The 16,525-nt window shown below is 47.4% G+C and carries 17 protein-coding genes and 1 riboswitch; of the genes, 9 read left to right on the forward strand and 8 right to left on the reverse strand.

Annotation, left to right across the window (positions count from 1 at the left end):
• Position 1 precedes the first annotated feature (1 nt).
• Positions 2–105, reverse strand: a riboswitch (SAM riboswitch).
• 62 nt (positions 106–167) lie between these two features.
• A complete protein-coding gene (locus tag MUN34_RS01250) occupies positions 168–1,355 on the reverse strand; it encodes an aminotransferase class I/II-fold pyridoxal phosphate-dependent enzyme (RefSeq protein WP_247856680.1) in 1,188 nt (395 codons plus the stop codon).
• A gap of 164 nt (positions 1,356–1,519) precedes the next feature.
• Between MUN34_RS01250 and MUN34_RS01255 the strand changes: the two genes are divergently transcribed.
• Positions 1,520–3,130 carry an alpha-glucosidase gene (locus tag MUN34_RS01255; protein ID WP_247856681.1) on the forward strand — a complete coding sequence of 537 codons (1,611 nt, stop codon included), beginning with the start codon at positions 1,520–1,522 and terminating at the stop codon, positions 3,128–3,130.
• Between the two features lie 99 nt (positions 3,131–3,229).
• Here the strand turns inward: MUN34_RS01255 and MUN34_RS01260 are convergent, their stop codons facing one another.
• From MUN34_RS01260 to MUN34_RS01275, 4 genes are all read right to left on the reverse strand, one after another.
• A complete protein-coding gene (locus MUN34_RS01260; RefSeq protein ID WP_247856682.1) occupies positions 3,230–3,958 on the reverse strand; it encodes an MBL fold metallo-hydrolase in 729 nt (242 codons plus the stop codon).
• 101 nt (positions 3,959–4,059) lie between these two features.
• Positions 4,060–4,863, reverse strand: coding sequence for an SMP-30/gluconolactonase/LRE family protein (locus MUN34_RS01265; protein ID WP_247856683.1), 804 nt, complete (start codon positions 4,861–4,863; stop codon positions 4,060–4,062).
• Positions 4,864–4,903: 40 nt separating this feature from the next.
• Entirely contained in the window at positions 4,904–5,428 is a 525-nt protein-coding gene (locus MUN34_RS01270; protein ID WP_026827466.1) for a YceI family protein, read from the reverse strand.
• 148 nt (positions 5,429–5,576) lie between these two features.
• Positions 5,577–5,840: a metal-sensitive transcriptional regulator gene (locus MUN34_RS01275; protein ID WP_012371399.1), complete on the reverse strand. Its 264-nt coding sequence runs from the start codon at positions 5,838–5,840 to the stop codon at positions 5,577–5,579.
• A 226-nt stretch (positions 5,841–6,066) separates the two neighbouring features.
• Between MUN34_RS01275 and MUN34_RS01280 the strand changes: the two genes are divergently transcribed.
• The 3 genes from MUN34_RS01280 to MUN34_RS01290 all read left to right on the forward strand — a co-directional run bounded on the left by MUN34_RS01280 (position 6,067) and on the right by MUN34_RS01290 (position 9,608).
• Positions 6,067–6,612, forward strand: coding sequence for an RNA polymerase sigma factor (locus tag MUN34_RS01280; RefSeq protein ID WP_247856684.1), 546 nt, complete (start codon positions 6,067–6,069; stop codon positions 6,610–6,612).
• Positions 6,612–7,373: an anti-sigma factor gene (locus tag MUN34_RS01285; protein ID WP_247856685.1), complete on the forward strand. Its 762-nt coding sequence runs from the start codon at positions 6,612–6,614 to the stop codon at positions 7,371–7,373. Before MUN34_RS01280 ends, MUN34_RS01285 begins: the two co-directional genes overlap by 1 nt.
• 192 nt (positions 7,374–7,565) lie before the next feature.
• Positions 7,566–9,608 (forward strand): putative bifunctional diguanylate cyclase/phosphodiesterase, encoded by a 2,043-nt coding sequence (locus MUN34_RS01290; RefSeq protein ID WP_247856686.1) that lies wholly within the window; start codon positions 7,566–7,568, stop codon positions 9,606–9,608.
• A 256-nt stretch (positions 9,609–9,864) separates the two neighbouring features.
• Here the strand turns inward: MUN34_RS01290 and MUN34_RS01295 are convergent, their stop codons facing one another.
• From MUN34_RS01295 to MUN34_RS01305, 3 genes are read right to left on the reverse strand one after another with little or no spacing between them, the layout of a single operon-like run.
• Positions 9,865–10,212 carry an iron-sulfur cluster biosynthesis family protein gene (locus tag MUN34_RS01295; RefSeq protein WP_247856687.1) on the reverse strand — a complete coding sequence of 116 codons (348 nt, stop codon included), beginning with the start codon at positions 10,210–10,212 and terminating at the stop codon, positions 9,865–9,867.
• Positions 10,213–10,263: 51 nt separating this feature from the next.
• Entirely contained in the window at positions 10,264–10,992 is a 729-nt protein-coding gene (locus tag MUN34_RS01300) for a TspO/MBR family protein (protein ID WP_026827471.1), read from the reverse strand.
• A gap of 59 nt (positions 10,993–11,051) precedes the next feature.
• Positions 11,052–11,897, reverse strand: a complete 846-nt coding sequence (locus MUN34_RS01305; RefSeq protein WP_026827472.1) for a DegV family protein — start codon at positions 11,895–11,897, stop codon at positions 11,052–11,054.
• 185 nt (positions 11,898–12,082) lie between these two features.
• Between MUN34_RS01305 and MUN34_RS01310 the strand changes: the two genes are divergently transcribed.
• Genes MUN34_RS01310 through MUN34_RS01330 form a run of 5 tightly spaced genes read left to right on the forward strand, consistent with a single transcriptional unit; the run spans position 12,083 to position 16,422 of the window.
• On the forward strand, positions 12,083–12,628 hold the full coding sequence (locus MUN34_RS01310; protein WP_247856688.1) for a helix-turn-helix domain-containing protein: 546 nt from the start codon (positions 12,083–12,085) through the stop codon (positions 12,626–12,628).
• A 13-nt stretch (positions 12,629–12,641) separates the two neighbouring features.
• Positions 12,642–13,739 (forward strand): ABC transporter ATP-binding protein, encoded by a 1,098-nt coding sequence (locus MUN34_RS01315; protein WP_026827474.1) that lies wholly within the window; start codon positions 12,642–12,644, stop codon positions 13,737–13,739.
• Entirely contained in the window at positions 13,739–14,545 is an 807-nt protein-coding gene (locus MUN34_RS01320; protein WP_247856689.1) for an ABC transporter permease, read from the forward strand. Before MUN34_RS01315 ends, MUN34_RS01320 begins: the two co-directional genes overlap by 1 nt.
• Positions 14,542–15,345 carry an ABC transporter permease gene (locus MUN34_RS01325; RefSeq protein WP_026827475.1) on the forward strand — a complete coding sequence of 268 codons (804 nt, stop codon included), beginning with the start codon at positions 14,542–14,544 and terminating at the stop codon, positions 15,343–15,345. Before MUN34_RS01320 ends, MUN34_RS01325 begins: the two co-directional genes overlap by 4 nt.
• Before the next feature lie 3 nt (positions 15,346–15,348).
• Entirely contained in the window at positions 15,349–16,422 is a 1,074-nt protein-coding gene (locus MUN34_RS01330; protein ID WP_247856690.1) for an ABC transporter substrate-binding protein, read from the forward strand.
• Positions 16,423–16,525 lie beyond the last annotated feature (103 nt).

A 16,525-nucleotide genomic window follows, 5' to 3' on the forward strand; every position in this document is an offset into this window, starting at 1 on the left:
TAACTTATCTCTCAGAATGAAACATTCTGTAGGATGTGGCACCGTTCCTTAAAGGTGGTTGCCGGACGTCGTTGGGCCTAATCCCTCGGTCGCTCTCGATAAGTAATTATGCTGTTGGGACTTACTGTAACGGAAATCATTCCCATTTGTCAAACGTTTTTTCAGAATTATTCCGCAACGGTCTGGCGAAACAAATTCAATTGACCGATTCGTTCAGCAGCTTCGACCAATCGTTCGGCATCGGCAATCAGGCTGATCCGGACATAACCTTCGCCATATTCGCCGAAGAAATGTCCGGGCGTAACAGCAACGTGTGCTTTATCGAGCAGGTGGTCGGTAAAGCTTTGTGAGGTAAAACCGGACGGGACGGGTAACCAGACGAAGAATGAACCACCCGGAACCGGTCCTTCCCAACCAATCTCCTGTAACTTACCGAACAAGGCATCACGACGGGCTTCGTACAGAGCACTGAGTTCACGGACGCATGTTTGATCACTGGAGAGAGCAACGGTCGCTGCGTGCTGGATTGGTGTGAAGGCACTGACGTATAAATGTTCCTGGTACGTCTCGATACTTGAGATGACGGACGGATTACCAATCGCAAAGGCAATCCGGAAACCGGACATGTTAAAGCGTTTCGATAACGAAAACAGTTCAATTCCGACGTCTTTCGCCCCTTCTGTCTGGAGGAAACTTCTAGTCGGACCGTCAAAGCTGATGCCGCCGTACGCCAAATCATGGACGACACAAATATCGTTTGCGTCAGCGAAGGCAACGGTCTGCTCAAAGGCTTCCGCCGTCGCCGTCGCGCCGGTCGGATTGCTCGGGTAGTTGAGGAACAGCATCCGGGCCCGTTCGACATCCGTCGTATCGAGTAACGTGTAGTCAGGTAAAAAAGCATTTTCCGCAAGGAGCGGTAACGTGATCGGGTAAGCACCGGCAAGTGCTGCACCGGATAAGTAATCCGGATAGCCGGGATCCGGAACGATGACACCTTCACCGGGATTGACGATCGTTTGCGGTAAGGCGACGATACCGGCTTTACTGCCGAGCAGAATGGCGACCTCAGAAGCGGGATCAATCGTCACGCCGAACTCCGTCTGATAAAAATCGGCTACGGCCTGTTTGAGGAAATCATGACCGCGAAACGGAGGGTACTGCAGATTGGAGGTGTCATTGATGGCCTCTTTTAATGCGTCCAAAATATGTACGGGCGTGGTTTGGTCCGGCGTTCCTTGACCAAGCGTGATGACATCGTGGCCGGCGGCTTTGACGGCACCGATCCGCTGAGCAAGCTCGGCGAAGACCGGAGCAGGTAACCGATCAATCGCAATCGATGGGGCAAAATGTTTCATCTGTTTTCCTCCTTGTTGGGTATTGTCGTCAAGGATAACGAATTTTCAGAAAAAAGAAAAGGGTTTTTTAATAATTGCTGATAATTGGTAAAAAGAACCGAAGTCTTTCATGTTTTTGATACACTGAATTAGAATACGATTGAATCATAAAGGAGATGATGGGGATGAATCGGACCTGGTGGAAAGAAGCTGTTGTCTATCAAGTATATTGGCGCAGTTTTAAGGACTCGGACGGAGATGGGATGGGCGATTTACGCGGGGTGATTGAAAAGTTGGATTACATCGCATCTCTTGGTGTCGATGTCATCTGGTTAAATCCCTGTTATACATCACCCGATATTGATAACGGGTACGATATTTCTGATTACTATACCATCATGGAAAAAGCGGGGACGATGTCCGACTTGGAAGAGTTGATTACAGCAGCTCATGAACGGAATCTGAAATTGATTCTTGATTTAGTCGTCAATCATACAAGTGATCAACATGCGTGGTTTAAGGAATCCCGCAGCAGTCGAACGAACGAGAAAGCCGATTGGTACATTTGGCAGGACGGGGAAAAAGGAACACCTCCGAATAACTGGCGGTCGTATTTTGCACCGAGCCCGTGGACATGGGATGAGACACGCGAGCAGTATTATTTCCACTCGTTTGCATCGGAGCAACCGGACTTGAACTGGGAACATCCGGCTGTCCGAAAAGCTGTTTATTCGATGATGCGCTGGTGGGCGGATAAAGGCATCGACGGTTTCCGGATGGACGTCATCAACCTGATCAAGAAACGGGCGACGTATGACGATGTCGCGGATCCTTTGGATTTATCGTACTTAGGGAACCAACCGGGCATTCACGAATTGTTGCAGGAGATGCACCAAGAAGTCCTAGCGGGAACGGACCTCTTTACGGTCGGTGAAATTCCGTTCGTCGGACCGGAAGACGGATTGCTGTACGTCGGTGAAGAACGGAAGGAATTGCGGACGTTGTTTCATTTTGAGGTCGCAGATGATATGGAGACGATGGATTTGCCACGTTTCAAACAAATTCAAAAACGCTGGTATGAAGCACTTTATCCAAGCGGCGTCGCGTCCCAGTTTTTGAACAACCATGACCACACGCGTCAGGTGACGCGGTTCGGAAGCGAACGGTATCGCGTCGAAAGTGCCAAGTTGCTGGGGTTGATGCTCCATACGTTACCCGGCATCCCGTACATTTATCAAGGGGAAGAAATCGGTATGACCGGCATCCGTTTTTCTGATCCGGAGTCCTATCAGGACGTTGCGTTTCGGAATCAATACGCCGAGCGGATTGCGGCCGGCGAATCACCCGGAACGGTTCTGTCATCGATGCAGTTACGGGCACGTGACAACTCTAGGACACCGATGCAATGGAATACGGATAAAGCAGCCGGTTTTACCGTTTCGATACCGTGGATGACGGTCAATCCGAACTACCGTGAAATCAACGTCGAAGCGGCAGAGCAGGATCCGGATTCCGTACTGGCCTTTTACCGGAAATTAATTGACTTACGGAAAGCACATCCGGTCATGGTTTACGGCATTTATCGTGATTTAGCGATTCAAGATCCGTACTTGTATGTCTATGAACGGGTCCTTGACGGGTTGGTTTGGCGGATCGTGTTAAATGTCCATGATGAACCGGTTACGACGACGTTCGGATTACCGGAAGAACAGCTGATTTTAACGAATTATGACACGTCTGATAGGAATCGATTAGCACCGTATGAAGCCCGTTTGTATCGATACGAGATGCCGTAAACAGCGGGAACAGTCAACAAAAAAAATCCGGACAACTTCTACTCTTCATTAAGAAATGAGGAGCAGGAAGCTGTCCGGATTTTTTGGTCGGACTGATGTTCAAGTATAACCATTTCGTTTTTTCGAGGACAGGATCTGTTCGAACCGATCGACGGCCTGACGCATGTCAAAGCTCGGTGCGACAACGAGCGGTCCGTGACCAACCGCCAGGACGTCCGGTGTCAATTCCGTTAACTGATGCGCCGATTGAAGCGCCACTTCCTTATCCCACGTCGCAAGGGACGGGAAGGGAAACTGCCATCTTGTATCACCCGAGACGGCTAAACCGCCTTGGGTTTGGAAGGCGTCACCGGCAATCAAGGTCCGGCTGCCTTCGTGCCAAAGGGAAATCGATCCCGGTGTATGCCCTGGAGAAGAGATGACACTTAAACTGCCGATCTGTTGACCGCTTTCGAGTAACCGATCAGGACGGGTCTTGATGTTTTTCGGAATCCCGCCTTTAAGAGGTGTCGTTTCGCCTTCGCGTAACGATTCGTCGCCACTGAGCAGGGCGGCATCCCGATAACTGATGGATACTTCAGCGAGCGGGAAGGCACTCGCTAAAAAATCAAGTGAACCGACATGATCGGCATGCGCGTGGGTCAAGATGATGGATTGTAACGGTTTATCAAAAGACTTGATGACGGAATAGATGGCTTTGGCATTCAGTGAGATTCCTGTATCAATCAAGGTAAGGCTGTCTGCTTCTTCAAATAGGTAACAGTTGACCGGGAAAAAGGACGGGGTCGTTTGCAGTTGATGAAGCCGTTCAATCGATGAAATACGCATCCGGGTACACTCCCTCGTCAAAATATTCGCTTCTCTTTCAGTATCGCCTGTTTTAGTACAGGCGTCCACAAAAAAACTCCCTCAAAAGGGAGTCTTAAACATCAATACGTGACTTCGAAAACGGCACCGGCATGTTCGGCGTCGTCGCCGTCCGCGGCCGTCGTAACGAGCAAACGGTCTTCATACAAAATCGGGCATGTCGGATTCGAGACAGGGAACTCGACATGGGCGAGTTTTTCACCTGTTTCAAGATTCCAACGCGTTAAGCACGACCCGGCATAATGGGCGATGAAGACGTGACCGTCCCGATCTTTTGTCATGCCGTCCGGGAAACCATCCTCGTCTTCTAAATCGATGGCAACACGACGGTTCGTCAACGGTTGATCCGCCGCATAATCAAAAGCATAGACCTTTTTCGTCGGCGTATCGATGTGGTAAAGCGTCTTACCGTCTTCCGACCAAACGAGTCCGTTTGAGTTCGTTAAGTTTTCAAGCAAGACATCGACTGAACCGTCATGACGCAAGCGATAAAGCGACGCTGTTTCACCGTCTTCTTCATTGATGCTTCCGGCAACATACTGACCCGACGGATCGAGTTTCCCATCGTTCATCCGGTCGGAAGCAGGAAGCGTCAATTGGGTTTCAAGGGACAGGTGTCCTTCCTTTAAGTCGAACGTTCCGAAACCGTGTGCCGACGTGACGCGAAGGAAATCCGGCGCATCCGTCAAAGCGATCGATGTGATGGGACTTGGTAACTGGTAAGGTTTTAAAGCCTCTGTCGTTAAGTCATATGAAAATAGAAGTTTGCCCGGAATATCGACGAAATAAAATCGTTTTGTTTTGGCGTCGTACACGGGTGATTCCCCGGTCTTACATGCAACATCGATAAAAAGTGAAACGGTCATCTGATTTCCCCCTACATATACTATGATCTCTATTTGATAATTATCCGTGAATGAACTCGAGGTGTAATTGGAACTTCACGTCACTGCCGACTAAGACACCGCCAGCTTCCAGGGCGACGTTCCAAGTGAGATTGTAGTCTTCCCGTTTGATTTTTCCATCGACTTCAAAGCCGGAACGGGTATTGCCCCAAGGATCGACACCGCTGCCTTCATACTCGACCTTAAACGTTTCTGTCCGCGTGACATCCTTAATCGTCAAGTCACCGGTCACTTCGTATTCATCACCGGAGTGTTTTTTGAACGAAGTCACACGGTAAGTAATGTTCGGATACTGCTCGACATCAAAGAAATCAGCTGATTTCAAATGTGTATCACGATCGTTGCTGCGCGTGTCGATTGTAGCGACCGGAATCGTTACGACAGCAGAGGCATTTTCTAGATCGTGTGCTTCCCCGCTGACCTCAAAGGTAAAGTCACGGAATTCTCCTTTAACTTTTGAAATCATCATGTGTTTGACTGAGAATGTAATGGAGCTGTGGTCCTGATCGAGTTGATACGTGGTCATGTTCGGTTCCTCCTCATGTTCAAGTCACTTTTAGTCATGCCTTTTATTGTTCCTTTTTATCTCGATTCCAAAACATACGGCGGAAACAAAAATAAGTCCTGCACCGCACCTAAGCAGAGCAAGACTATTAACGATTCCAATGAATCGATTAGCGGCTTTTTACCAGTAAATTAACGGCTTCCTTGACCAATTCCTCGGTCTGTCCTTCGCCGGATTGTTCCGCCTCTTTGACACACTCAATCAAATTTGAGCTTACGACGACACCAATCGTCCGGTCGATGGCGGAGCGGGCAGCAGAAAGTTGGGTGATGACATCACGGCAATCCTGTCCTTCTTCCATCATCCGTAAGATACCGCGAAGTTGTCCTTCGATGCGGCTGACCCGGTTCTTCATTTTCCGATCATAATCCATGTATTTTCCTCCATTCTGAGATGCAATCCGTCTATTCGATATCTTTATGCTATGCCCATCATGGTATTGCTGTCAATCCAACCGCTTTTTGAGCTATATTTTTTAGTAGAATAGGGAATATGGATGTGGTGGACAAAAAAATGAAAAAAGATAAAAAACTAAAACGATTTCGCGTCAGCTTGCGTATACTATATGATAAGGCTGACTGATCACAAGGAGGAGAAGGATGCATACTCAATCCGATGAATCGCTTTATCATGAGATGCGCAGTGGAGATGAACAGGCTCTCGAAGTACTGTATGAGAAGTACGAAAGGCTATTGTTCTCATTCGCTCATCGCTTTACGAATAATGATCGTTTATCAGAGGAAGTCATTCAAGAAGTCTGGATGAAGATATGGAACGGACGGGTCGATTTTAATACCGATAAAGGGAAGTTTTCCTCTTGGGTATTAACGATTACCCGCAATGCAGCGCTCGACTGCCTGAGACGTGAGAAACGCCAGCCGACGATTGAGGTCGAGGAGCGGGACGGCGGATATGATGAACCGGTCGAACGGACGGTCATCGAGCGTGAAACCGCATCTGAAGTCCGGGATGCCGTCAGTGAACTGAAACCAGATCAACAAGAGTTAATTGAACTCGTTTATTTTAAAGGAATGACCCAACAGCAAATCTCAGATCAGCTACATGTACCGCTCGGAACGGTAAAAACAAGAATCAGGAGTGCCATCCAGGCACTCCGAAAAATATTAGACGGGAGGGAACGTTGATGGAAGAACGTTGTCATGATTTAATCGACTACTTCAACGGAACATTATCAGCTGCCGATCGCGACGCGTTCGAAGCACACTTGGCGACTTGTGATGACTGCAAACAGGCGCTTCAAGAGATGCAAGACTTGATGCTACCCATCGCGGAATCACTTCCGGAACGGCCAATACCAACAGGCATGAAGTCACGGATTCTCGGTGAGGTCCTTGGATCAACGAATCAAGAAAGCGAACCGGGAACAGCACCGGCTTCGAAACCGGTTGTTCAGGAGACCGACCGCGTTTCTGAACTTGATGCAGCACGCTCGAAAAAAGATAAAAAACGTTCTGTGCCACTCGGTTGGCTCATGAGTATCGCAGCAGCCTTAATCCTGTCGCTTGGTGCCAACGCGTACTTTCTTTCGCAAGACGAGTCTTCTCCAGCGGAAGAGTTTGCGATGGACGAAGTCAAAGGGATGGGCAACTTTGAAAGTACGGCCTCCATCAAGGGTTCGAGTATGATTTTTACGAAAGATGATAAAGAGTTCATGCTTGTCCAACTGAAGGATTTACCGCCACTTAAAGAGGGCGAGTTGTATCAACTATGGACGATTCAAGGCGATACTCCCCGTGCAAACGGTGTAATCGAACAGGATGGAGAAGCAGCAGCCGTCTTCCCGGTAAAAGGAGATGGAACGATTGATGCGGTTGCGATCACGGTTGAACCGGAACCGGACTTAGAAAAACCGACCGGTGAAGTCGTCGCCTCCGTCACGTTATAAAAGCCAGTCTCAATTCATAGAAAGGGGTGCAATTTCGATTGCATCCCTTTTTGCATACGTTTTTCCGAGTTTATTCGTGTATTTTAGAAAAAAGCCGATCTATTCTAACGAAAGTTTGTCAGAAGACTGAAGAAATACCGACAAGAAGACGATACTAATAGGAATGTCAGTTAAAAAAGAGAGGCACTTATCATGAATGAATGGATCACCTTAACGAAACACTATGAAGAGACATTGGTCATCCTATCGGTCATCGTCGCCATCGTTGGATCCTATGCCTCACTTGAATTAAATCGCCGTTTGGCAAAAGCCGTATCTTTGAAAAAAAGAGCACTGTTTGTGTCCTCCTTGACGATGGGATTATCCATTTGGGGCATGCATTTTGTTGGGATGGGTGCATTCGAGTTGGCAGTACCGGTCAAATACGACTGGGTGTTGATGTTCTTATCAATCATTCCTGCCGTGACGGCTGCCTGGATTGCCTTTTATCTCTTATATTATTCGGAGCTGACGAGGAAAAAAGTCATCGTTGCCGGAACGTTAATGGGAACAGGAATTGCGATGATGCATTATCTCGGAATGATTGCGATGCAGTTTGGTGGGGATATCCGCTATGATACGGCCTTATTCACGTTATCGATTGTGATTGCCATTACGGTCGCCTATGTCGCCCTTCTGCTGCTTTATGTGACGCGGCACGTCGATAAAAAACGAATTTTAATTCCTGTTGCGATTTTAATGGGATTCGGCATTTCAACGATGCATTATGTTGGGATGCTTGGTACGGCATTCTGCATTCCAAGTTCTTCAGGGGTAGACATTACAGCCCGTCCTGTCACTTCAAACATATTGAGTGATGTGGCGGTTCCGGTCTTTTTAATCATTCTGTTGATCGTCGGACTGTATATTCACCTCGAGCGGCGCGCCTTACAGATGATGGCTTACACCGATCATTTGACAGGATTGCATAACCGGCGTTGGCTCGATTATCATATGGCGAAAGTTGATGGACAATATAGTCGAACGAAAAAGCAGATGACAATGGCCTTGCTTGATCTGGACGGCTACAAATGGATTAACGACACATTTGGATTTGATCAGGGAGATGCTGTCATTCGGCAATTTGCGGACCGGATTAAAGCGTTACTTCGAGAAGACGAGGCTTGTATTCGTTACAACGGTACGCAGTTTTTTCTGATTCAAAACATTGATCCTGATCTGTTGGAAGAGGCTTTTACGAATGTACTGGAAGCGATTCGACAACCGATTTTTCTCGACGGACAAGAGATTCATCTGACAGCGACAGTCGGAATCATCGTTCCGAACGAAGAGGATTCGCTGGAGATACGGATTGGTCAGATGGAAAGCGCCTTACGTGCTGGAAAAAATGAAGGCCGGGACCGTTTCGTCATCTATGATGAACTGCTTCATTCGGATCGTCGGGAACAACAAATTGTCGGGTCCTTACGCCGGGCGATGACGGACTTTAAAGAATTTAATCTCGTCTATCAACCGAAAATCGCGTTGGCAACAGGGAAAGTGGAGCAGGCGGAAGTCCTGATTCGATGGAATCATCCGAAATTTGGTTTCATTTCCCCAGCCGAGTTCATTCCGCTCGCTGAAAAATATAGTTTGATTCATCGACTGACCCAGTGGGTGCTGCAAGAAACCGTCAAGCAGATGGAAGCCTGGCGGGAAGAGGACCACTTCATCCGTCAAGTCTCCGTCAATTTGTCGGCCATGCATTTCCGGTCGGAATCACATAACCTGATGATTAAGGAAATCGTTCATCACTCGTTGAAGAATGGTGGAGAACTGCAGCTTCAGCTGGAAATTACGGAAACGTCTGTCATGGAGAACCTTGAACGGGCCTTGTTGATGCTCGGAGAATTGAAGCAATTGAGTTTAACGATTGCACTCGATGATTTCGGGACGGGTCTGTCCTCTTTGACCCACCTAAAGCATTTACCGATTGATATCTTAAAAATTGATAAGTCATTCATTGACGAAGTACCGCATGACGAGCGGGGAACAGCGATTACAGAAATGATTATCCAGCTTGCGAAGAGTCTCGGGATTGAAGTGGTGGCGGAAGGCGTCGAAACGCTTGAACAACATGAATTCCTGAAACGGCTCGGATGCGACTATGGACAAGGCTACTACTACAGCCGTCCCGTCAAGGTCAAGGATTTGGACCAACAGACAATCGAGCGAACCGTTTTGAATGTGGTCTGACAGCACATCAGCTCAATCCAACGCATCTCTTTTTACGTATACTAGATAAGCACACGAGGAATATGTGTGCGAACATGGGGGACGCAATGGCTTCGTGAACAGATTCCGGGCAGGAATTTGTTCGACTTGTGCAAGATGCAGACAGAATCGCCGTACATTTCGATAGTTGCTAAGCTCTCTACTCAATCCAGTACCTGTCTGTCCATCACACTACAAAGGCAGCTTTCCACGAGGGAAGCTGCCTTTTTTTATCGTCTTACCGGTTGGCTGTCAATTGGCAGCCGGTCTGATCGGTAACGAGGACGTTCGTATTGAAATATTGACCGTCACTTTTTAAAATCAATGATTTTTTCTCTGCATTGTAGTCAAGTGTCATCTCCTGATCGAGAAAATGACTCGACCACCGTTTGACAAGGACGGGTCCGACATTTGAATCAATCGTCATATCTTCATCCGTTGCGGCGGAGACGAGACGAATGCTGAAAATACCTGAGTTCCCGCATCCGCATCCTTCTGTATCGTAATACAGATGTAATTGGCCTTCCGTATCACCACGTAATTGATCGATGCGATCAAGTGCAGTTTCTGTAAATGTAATCTGCATAACATTCACTCCTTTGATACCAGTATACGACGAATCAGGTAGAAAATAACGTTACTTGCTCAGTTGAACCTGACGACGCATCCGTACAAGCAAGAAGACATATCCGGCGAGCAGGACGACGACGCTTCCGAGGACAACCGTATCGACAAGTCCATTGTCCGACTGGAAATTGATGGCGATATAAGCCCAAACGAACACGAGTGGATAAATCGGATCGCGATTAGCGAACATGAACAACAACGCCAGAATGACACCGACACCGAGCATGATCATCGTCCAGCCGGCATCTCCGATTCCAAGCCATGAGTTGATGTTTTCCGTATCGATGGTCAAGAAGATATTCGCAATCGTCGCAACCGAGACCCAGCCGAGATAAAGCGAAAACGGTAATTTAAAACGTAAAGCTTTTGTCTCGCGGTCGATTTTGGAGTAGATGACAATCAGGGAAATCAAAAGACCGACGATGACGACAACCGACAACGGAAACAGCTTGTATGAGAACGTAACGATCCAGCCAGCATTGAACAGACAGCTGATCAAGAACCACGGTCCGATTTTTTTAGCGATATCATGTTCCTTGAACTTCGGAATCGTCTGCATGATGAGCCAAACGAGTAAAACAAGATAGATGAGTCCCCAAATCGAGAACGCATAACCTGCGGGTTTAAAATAAGTGCTGATCGTATCCGAAATCCGTCCGGTTTTTCCGCCGTCCAGTGCATTGACGGCAATAGTAAAGACAAAGCCAAGCCAATTGAGCCAAATCCATTTGTTTTTCAATACAAAAACCTCCTTTAATCTCTAAAGGAGGTTTACCCGGATTGTCGCCTCTTTAGACATCAGCGTCGGCTCGTCGGGTTTAAGAAGGACATCCCGATGGCTGGATTACCTGTATGCGAGCCGAGAACAGGCGTTAAGTTATCGATGCGAACCGTGACATCGAACCGCTTTTCGAGATTCATTTTCCATTCGAGTGCCAAATCGTAAGCAGTCGCGTGGAACAACGAGACATCGGTGACCGTTCCACTCTCAAGCATTTCAACGAGGTGGTCAAAAATCTTGGCATGGGCTTTTTTAAAGGTTCGAACCGTCTGATACGGAACGATTTTGCCATCTTCAAAATGAAACAGCGGACGCAACTGAAGTAAATTACCGACAAATGCCTTCGTCGAGGAAATCCGTCCGCCTGCCTGCAACTGATCGAGGTTCGCGACAGTGAACTCGATGTGATGGTCGAAGCGGCGCTCTAGAATATACTGCTCGATTTCTTCGACCGGCATCCCGTCTGCTGCCAGTTGCATCGCTTCCGCAAGCAATTGGCCTGCCGGATAGATGCCGCATCGGGAATCGATCGCAATCAAACGGAAGCCGGCAATTTCAGCACCTTGAACAGAAGCGTTATACGTGCCGCTCAGCTCGCTTGAAAGATGGATGGCAAAGCCGACATCATACTGTTCTTTTAACCGCTCATAGTGCTCAGTGAACGTACCGATGGACGGTTGACTGGTCGTGACCTTATGTTTCGCATCAATCCATTGATAGACGGTCTCGGCCTGGACATTGACACCGTCTGTAAAACTTTCGCCATCTTTCATGACGAGAAGAGGGACGACAGTCAAGTCTTCGTGCTGAGAAATCGAATCGGGTAAAATCGTCGTGCTATCTGTAATCCATGCAATCTTCATGCTGTTTCCTCCTTATTTTAGTACCTGATATTAATTGTAGGTGTAAGCGTTATCGCTGTCAAATGAACCTTTAAAAGTTTAAACATTTTAGTTGATTAACTGACCCAATACGCTATAATCGGTACGTGATTAGTAAACTTGAAGTCGTCTTATACTAAACTGTTATACAAAAAGGAGGGCGTGGATTGCGGACGATCGGAAACAAAATTAAAAATCTGCGTCTTCAAAAAGGCTTAACGCAAGAGGAGCTTGGGGAGCGAACGGATTTAAGTAAAGGTTACATCTCGCAAATCGAACGCGAAATCAGTTCGCCGTCGATTGAGACGCTGTTCAGTCTGCTTGAAGTACTCGGTATCTCGGCAAAAGATTTTTTTGACGAGGATACGTTGAATCAAAAGGTGGTTTATTCGCAAAAGGACGTCACGCGGTATGAGGACTTGGAACAAGGGTATCATGTGACATGGCTGATTCCGGAATCGAATGAAAAGGAAATGGAGCCCGTCTTGTTGCACTTGGCACCGGGAGGACATTTTAAAGCATACGAACCGTCCGGGTCGGAAACGTTCGTGTATGTACTCGAAGGATCGGTCACGTTGCGGCTTGGTCGGGAATCATTCGTGGCAGCGCAAGGCGAGACACTCTATTATAAAGCTTCAGAAATTCATCAACTACGAAATGATTCAAAGGCAGAAACGAGGGTACTCGTGACAGCCACGGATTCGTATTTATAAGGAGGAATAAGATTTGGCAGACAACAATACGATCATTCAATTTACAGACGTGACGAAACGTTTTGACGATCAGACGGTTCTGGAACGAGTCAGTTTTGAAATCGAACGAGGAAAATTTTACACGTTGCTCGGACCGTCCGGTTGCGGGAAGACGACGGTCTTACGGCTGATTGCCGGATTCACTGAGGCGACAGAAGGCGATATCCTGTTTAACGGAAAACGGATCAACGATGTCCCCGCCAACAAACGGCAAGTCAACACGGTCTTTCAGGATTATGCCTTGTTCCCGCACCTCAACGTCTTTGAGAACATCGCCTTCGGGTTACGGATTAAAAAGATGAAGGAAGCGGAAATCAAGACGCGTGTGCTCGATGCGCTGAAGTTCGTCAACTTATCAGGCTACGAGAACCGTGAAATCACGGAGATGTCAGGCGGACAACGCCAGCGTGTCGCGATTGCCCGGGCCATAGTCAACGAACCGGAAGTCATCTTACTGGATGAACCGTTATCGGCACTCGATTTAAAACTCCGGACAGAAATGCAGTATGAGCTGCGTGATTTACAACGGCGTCTCGGCATCACATTCATCTTCGTCACTCACGATCAGGAAGAAGCACTCGCGATGTCGGACGAAATCTTTGTCCTCAATCATGGTCTGATTCAACAATCCGGTACACCGACGGATATTTATGATGAGCCGATCAACCGCTTCGTCGCCGACTTCATCGGGGAGTCGAATATCATCCCGGGACGAATGTTGATGGATTACCGCGTCTCATTCGCTGAAAAAGAATTTGAGTGTGTCGACCGTGGTCTCGAATTAAATGAACCGGTTGAAATCGTCATCCGTCCGGAAGACTTGGAAATTACGAGTGTCGCGCAAGGCAAGCTGCGTGTGACGGTCGATTCGCAGTTGTTCCGCGGCGTACATTATGAGATTGCCTGCATGGATGAAGTTGGAAACGAATGGCTCGTCCACAGTACGAAAAAAGCGACGGTCGGTGAACAGATCGGCTTGACGTTTGATCCGGAAGCGATTCATGTCATGCGTCTAAATGAGACGGAAGAGGAATTTGATAAACGACTCGAATCATATGACGGGGTGCTGTGATGCAGAAGACACGCAACTGGTACCTGATTCCGTATAGTTTTTGGATTGCGTTGTTCGTCATCGCACCAATCGTTCTGGTCGTCTATTATTCGTTTCTTGATCTCGAAGGGCACTTCTCGTTCGTTAACTATCAGAAGTTCTTTACATCGACGTATTTGACGATGACGCTCAGCTCGTTTTGGTATGCCTTTTTGATCACGTTGTTTTCACTCGCCATCGGTTATCCGACAGCTTATCTGTTAACGAAAACAAAGCACAAACAATTGTGGTTGCTACTGATCATCTTACCGACATGGATCAACTTACTGTTGAAAGCATATGCGTTCATCGGTCTGTTCAGCACATACGGATGGGCGAACCAGACGCTTGAAGCGATCGGAATCGGCCGGAAACAGATTTTGTTCACGGATTTCAGTTTCGTGTTCGTTTCCGTCTATATCTTTATTCCGTTCATGATCTTACCAATCTTTAATGCGATTGAAAAACTGAACCCATCGCTCGTCTTTGCAGCCCGTGATCTCGGGGCGTCGAATTTCATGACGTTCCGTCGTGTCGTCTTTCCGTTGACACTGGACGGGGTGAAGTCGGGCTGCCAACTCGTTTTCATTCCGGCGCTGTCGCTATTCATGATCACGCGTCTGATTGCCGGGAACCGGGTCATCACACTCGGAACAGCGATTGAGCAACAATTTCTTGTCACGCAGAACTGGGGCATGGGCGCGACGATTGCCGTCTTCCTGATTATTGCGATGGCCATCATTCTGGCATTGACGAGTACGAAACGGAAGAAAGGGGCGACGACATGATGAAACGATTAAAATTAGCGAATCTGTACTTGATCGGTGTCTTCATCATCTTGTACGCACCGATTCTCTATCTGGCCTTCTACTCGTTTAACAGTGCCGATAACATGACGAACTTTGATTCCTTTACGTGGGATTGGTACAAGGAAGTCTTTCAGGATTCCCGACTCTTGATTATCGTTTTAAACACGCTGGTCATCGCACTTCTGTCTGCAGCGATTTCGACGATCATCGGTGTCCTCGGGGCCATCGGGATCCAGGCGGTCCGGAAAAAGCGGATCGAGACGTCGCTGTTGACGCTTAACAGTATCCTGATCGTCAGTCCCGATGTCATCATCGGTGCGTCGTTCCTGATCTTCTTTACGATGCTCGGCATTAAGCTCGGCTTTACGTCGGTCCTGTTGTCACACATCGCGTTTTCTGTCCCGATCGTCGTCATTCTAGTCCTGCCGAAACTGCAGGAGATGAGTCCGACACTCGTCGATGCGGCACGTGACCTCGGTGCAAGCCGACTCGATGTCCTGACGAAAGTCATCTTGCCGTACATCACACCCGGTATCTTTGCCGGTTTCTTTACGGCATTGACGTATTCACTGGATGATTTCGCCGTAACGTTTTTCGTCACGGGAAATGGATTCACGACGTTGTCCGTTGAAATCTATTCACTCGCGCGTCAAGGAATCTCGATGAAAATCAATGCCTTGTCGACCGTGATTTTCCTGTTTACGTTCTTACTCGTCATCGGCTACTACTTCCTGAACCAGCGTTCTGCGATGAAGTTGTCCCGACCGGAGGTGAAATGATCGATGAAAAAGCTCATTCAATTATTTGTCGCGATTTTTTTAATATCCGGCATCATCCTGTTTGCTTTGAACCGGTTGAATGCGACACAAGGTTACTCAGGAAAAAACGTCTTGAACATCTATAACTGGGGCGATTACATCGATCCGGAACTGATTGACCAGTTCGAAAAAGAGTCTGGCATCAAAGTCGTCTATCAGACGTTTGATTCGAACGAAGCAATGCTGACGAAAATCGAACAAGGGGGCACGACGTATGATATCGCGGTCCCGTCCGATTATGCGATTGCGAAGATGATCGAAGAAAAGTTAGTCTTACCGATTGATCAGAAAAAAGTCCCGAACTTAAAAAATATCGATCCACGGTTCCTTGATTTATCGTTTGATCCGGGCAACCGGTACTCGATTCCTTATTTTTGGGGAACGGTCGGGATCGTCTACAATCAAAAGTTGATTGACGGGAAAAAACCGACCAGTTGGAAAGACCTGTGGGATCCGGCACTGAAAAATCAAATCCTTCTCGCGGACGGAGCACGTGAAGTGATGGGGATGAGCCTGAACAGTCTTGGTTACTCACTCAACGAGACGGACGAAACCAAGCTGCAGGAAGCGAAAGCGAACCTGATGGAGTTGACACCAAACGTCAAGGCCATCGTCGGGGATGAAATCAAGTTGTTGCTCGCGAACGAAGAAGCAGGGATTGGTGTCGTCTGGTCCGGTGATGCGAATGAAATCATGAGTGAAAATGAAAATTTAAACTATGTGATTCCAAAGGAAGGATCAAACGTCTGGTTCGATAACATCGTCATTCCGAAAACGGCTAAAAACGTAAAAGGTGCCCATGAATTCATCAACTTCATGTTGGATCCGAAAAATGCCGCCAAAAATGCGGATTATGTCGGATACTCGACGCCAAACGAAGCAGCTTTAAAATTGCTTGATCGTGACGTGCGGGAAGACAAACGTTTTTATCCGGATAAACAGGTGACAGATACACTTGAAGTATATGAAAACTTAGGTAAGGAAATGCTTGCTCATTATAACGAACTATTTTTAGAGTTCAAAATGCATAAGAAATAACAAGAAAAGTTGTTGTCCGAATGGGCAATAACTTTTTTTTGAAATATTTTTTGAAGAAATGTATCTAAAGTGAATATTATTTCGAAAATGGGGGAATGAGATA

The sequence above is a fragment of the Exiguobacterium sp. 17-1 genome, from assembly GCF_023096305.1.
Lineage (GTDB): Bacteria > Bacillota > Bacilli > Exiguobacteriales > Exiguobacteriaceae > Exiguobacterium_A > Exiguobacterium_A sibiricum_A.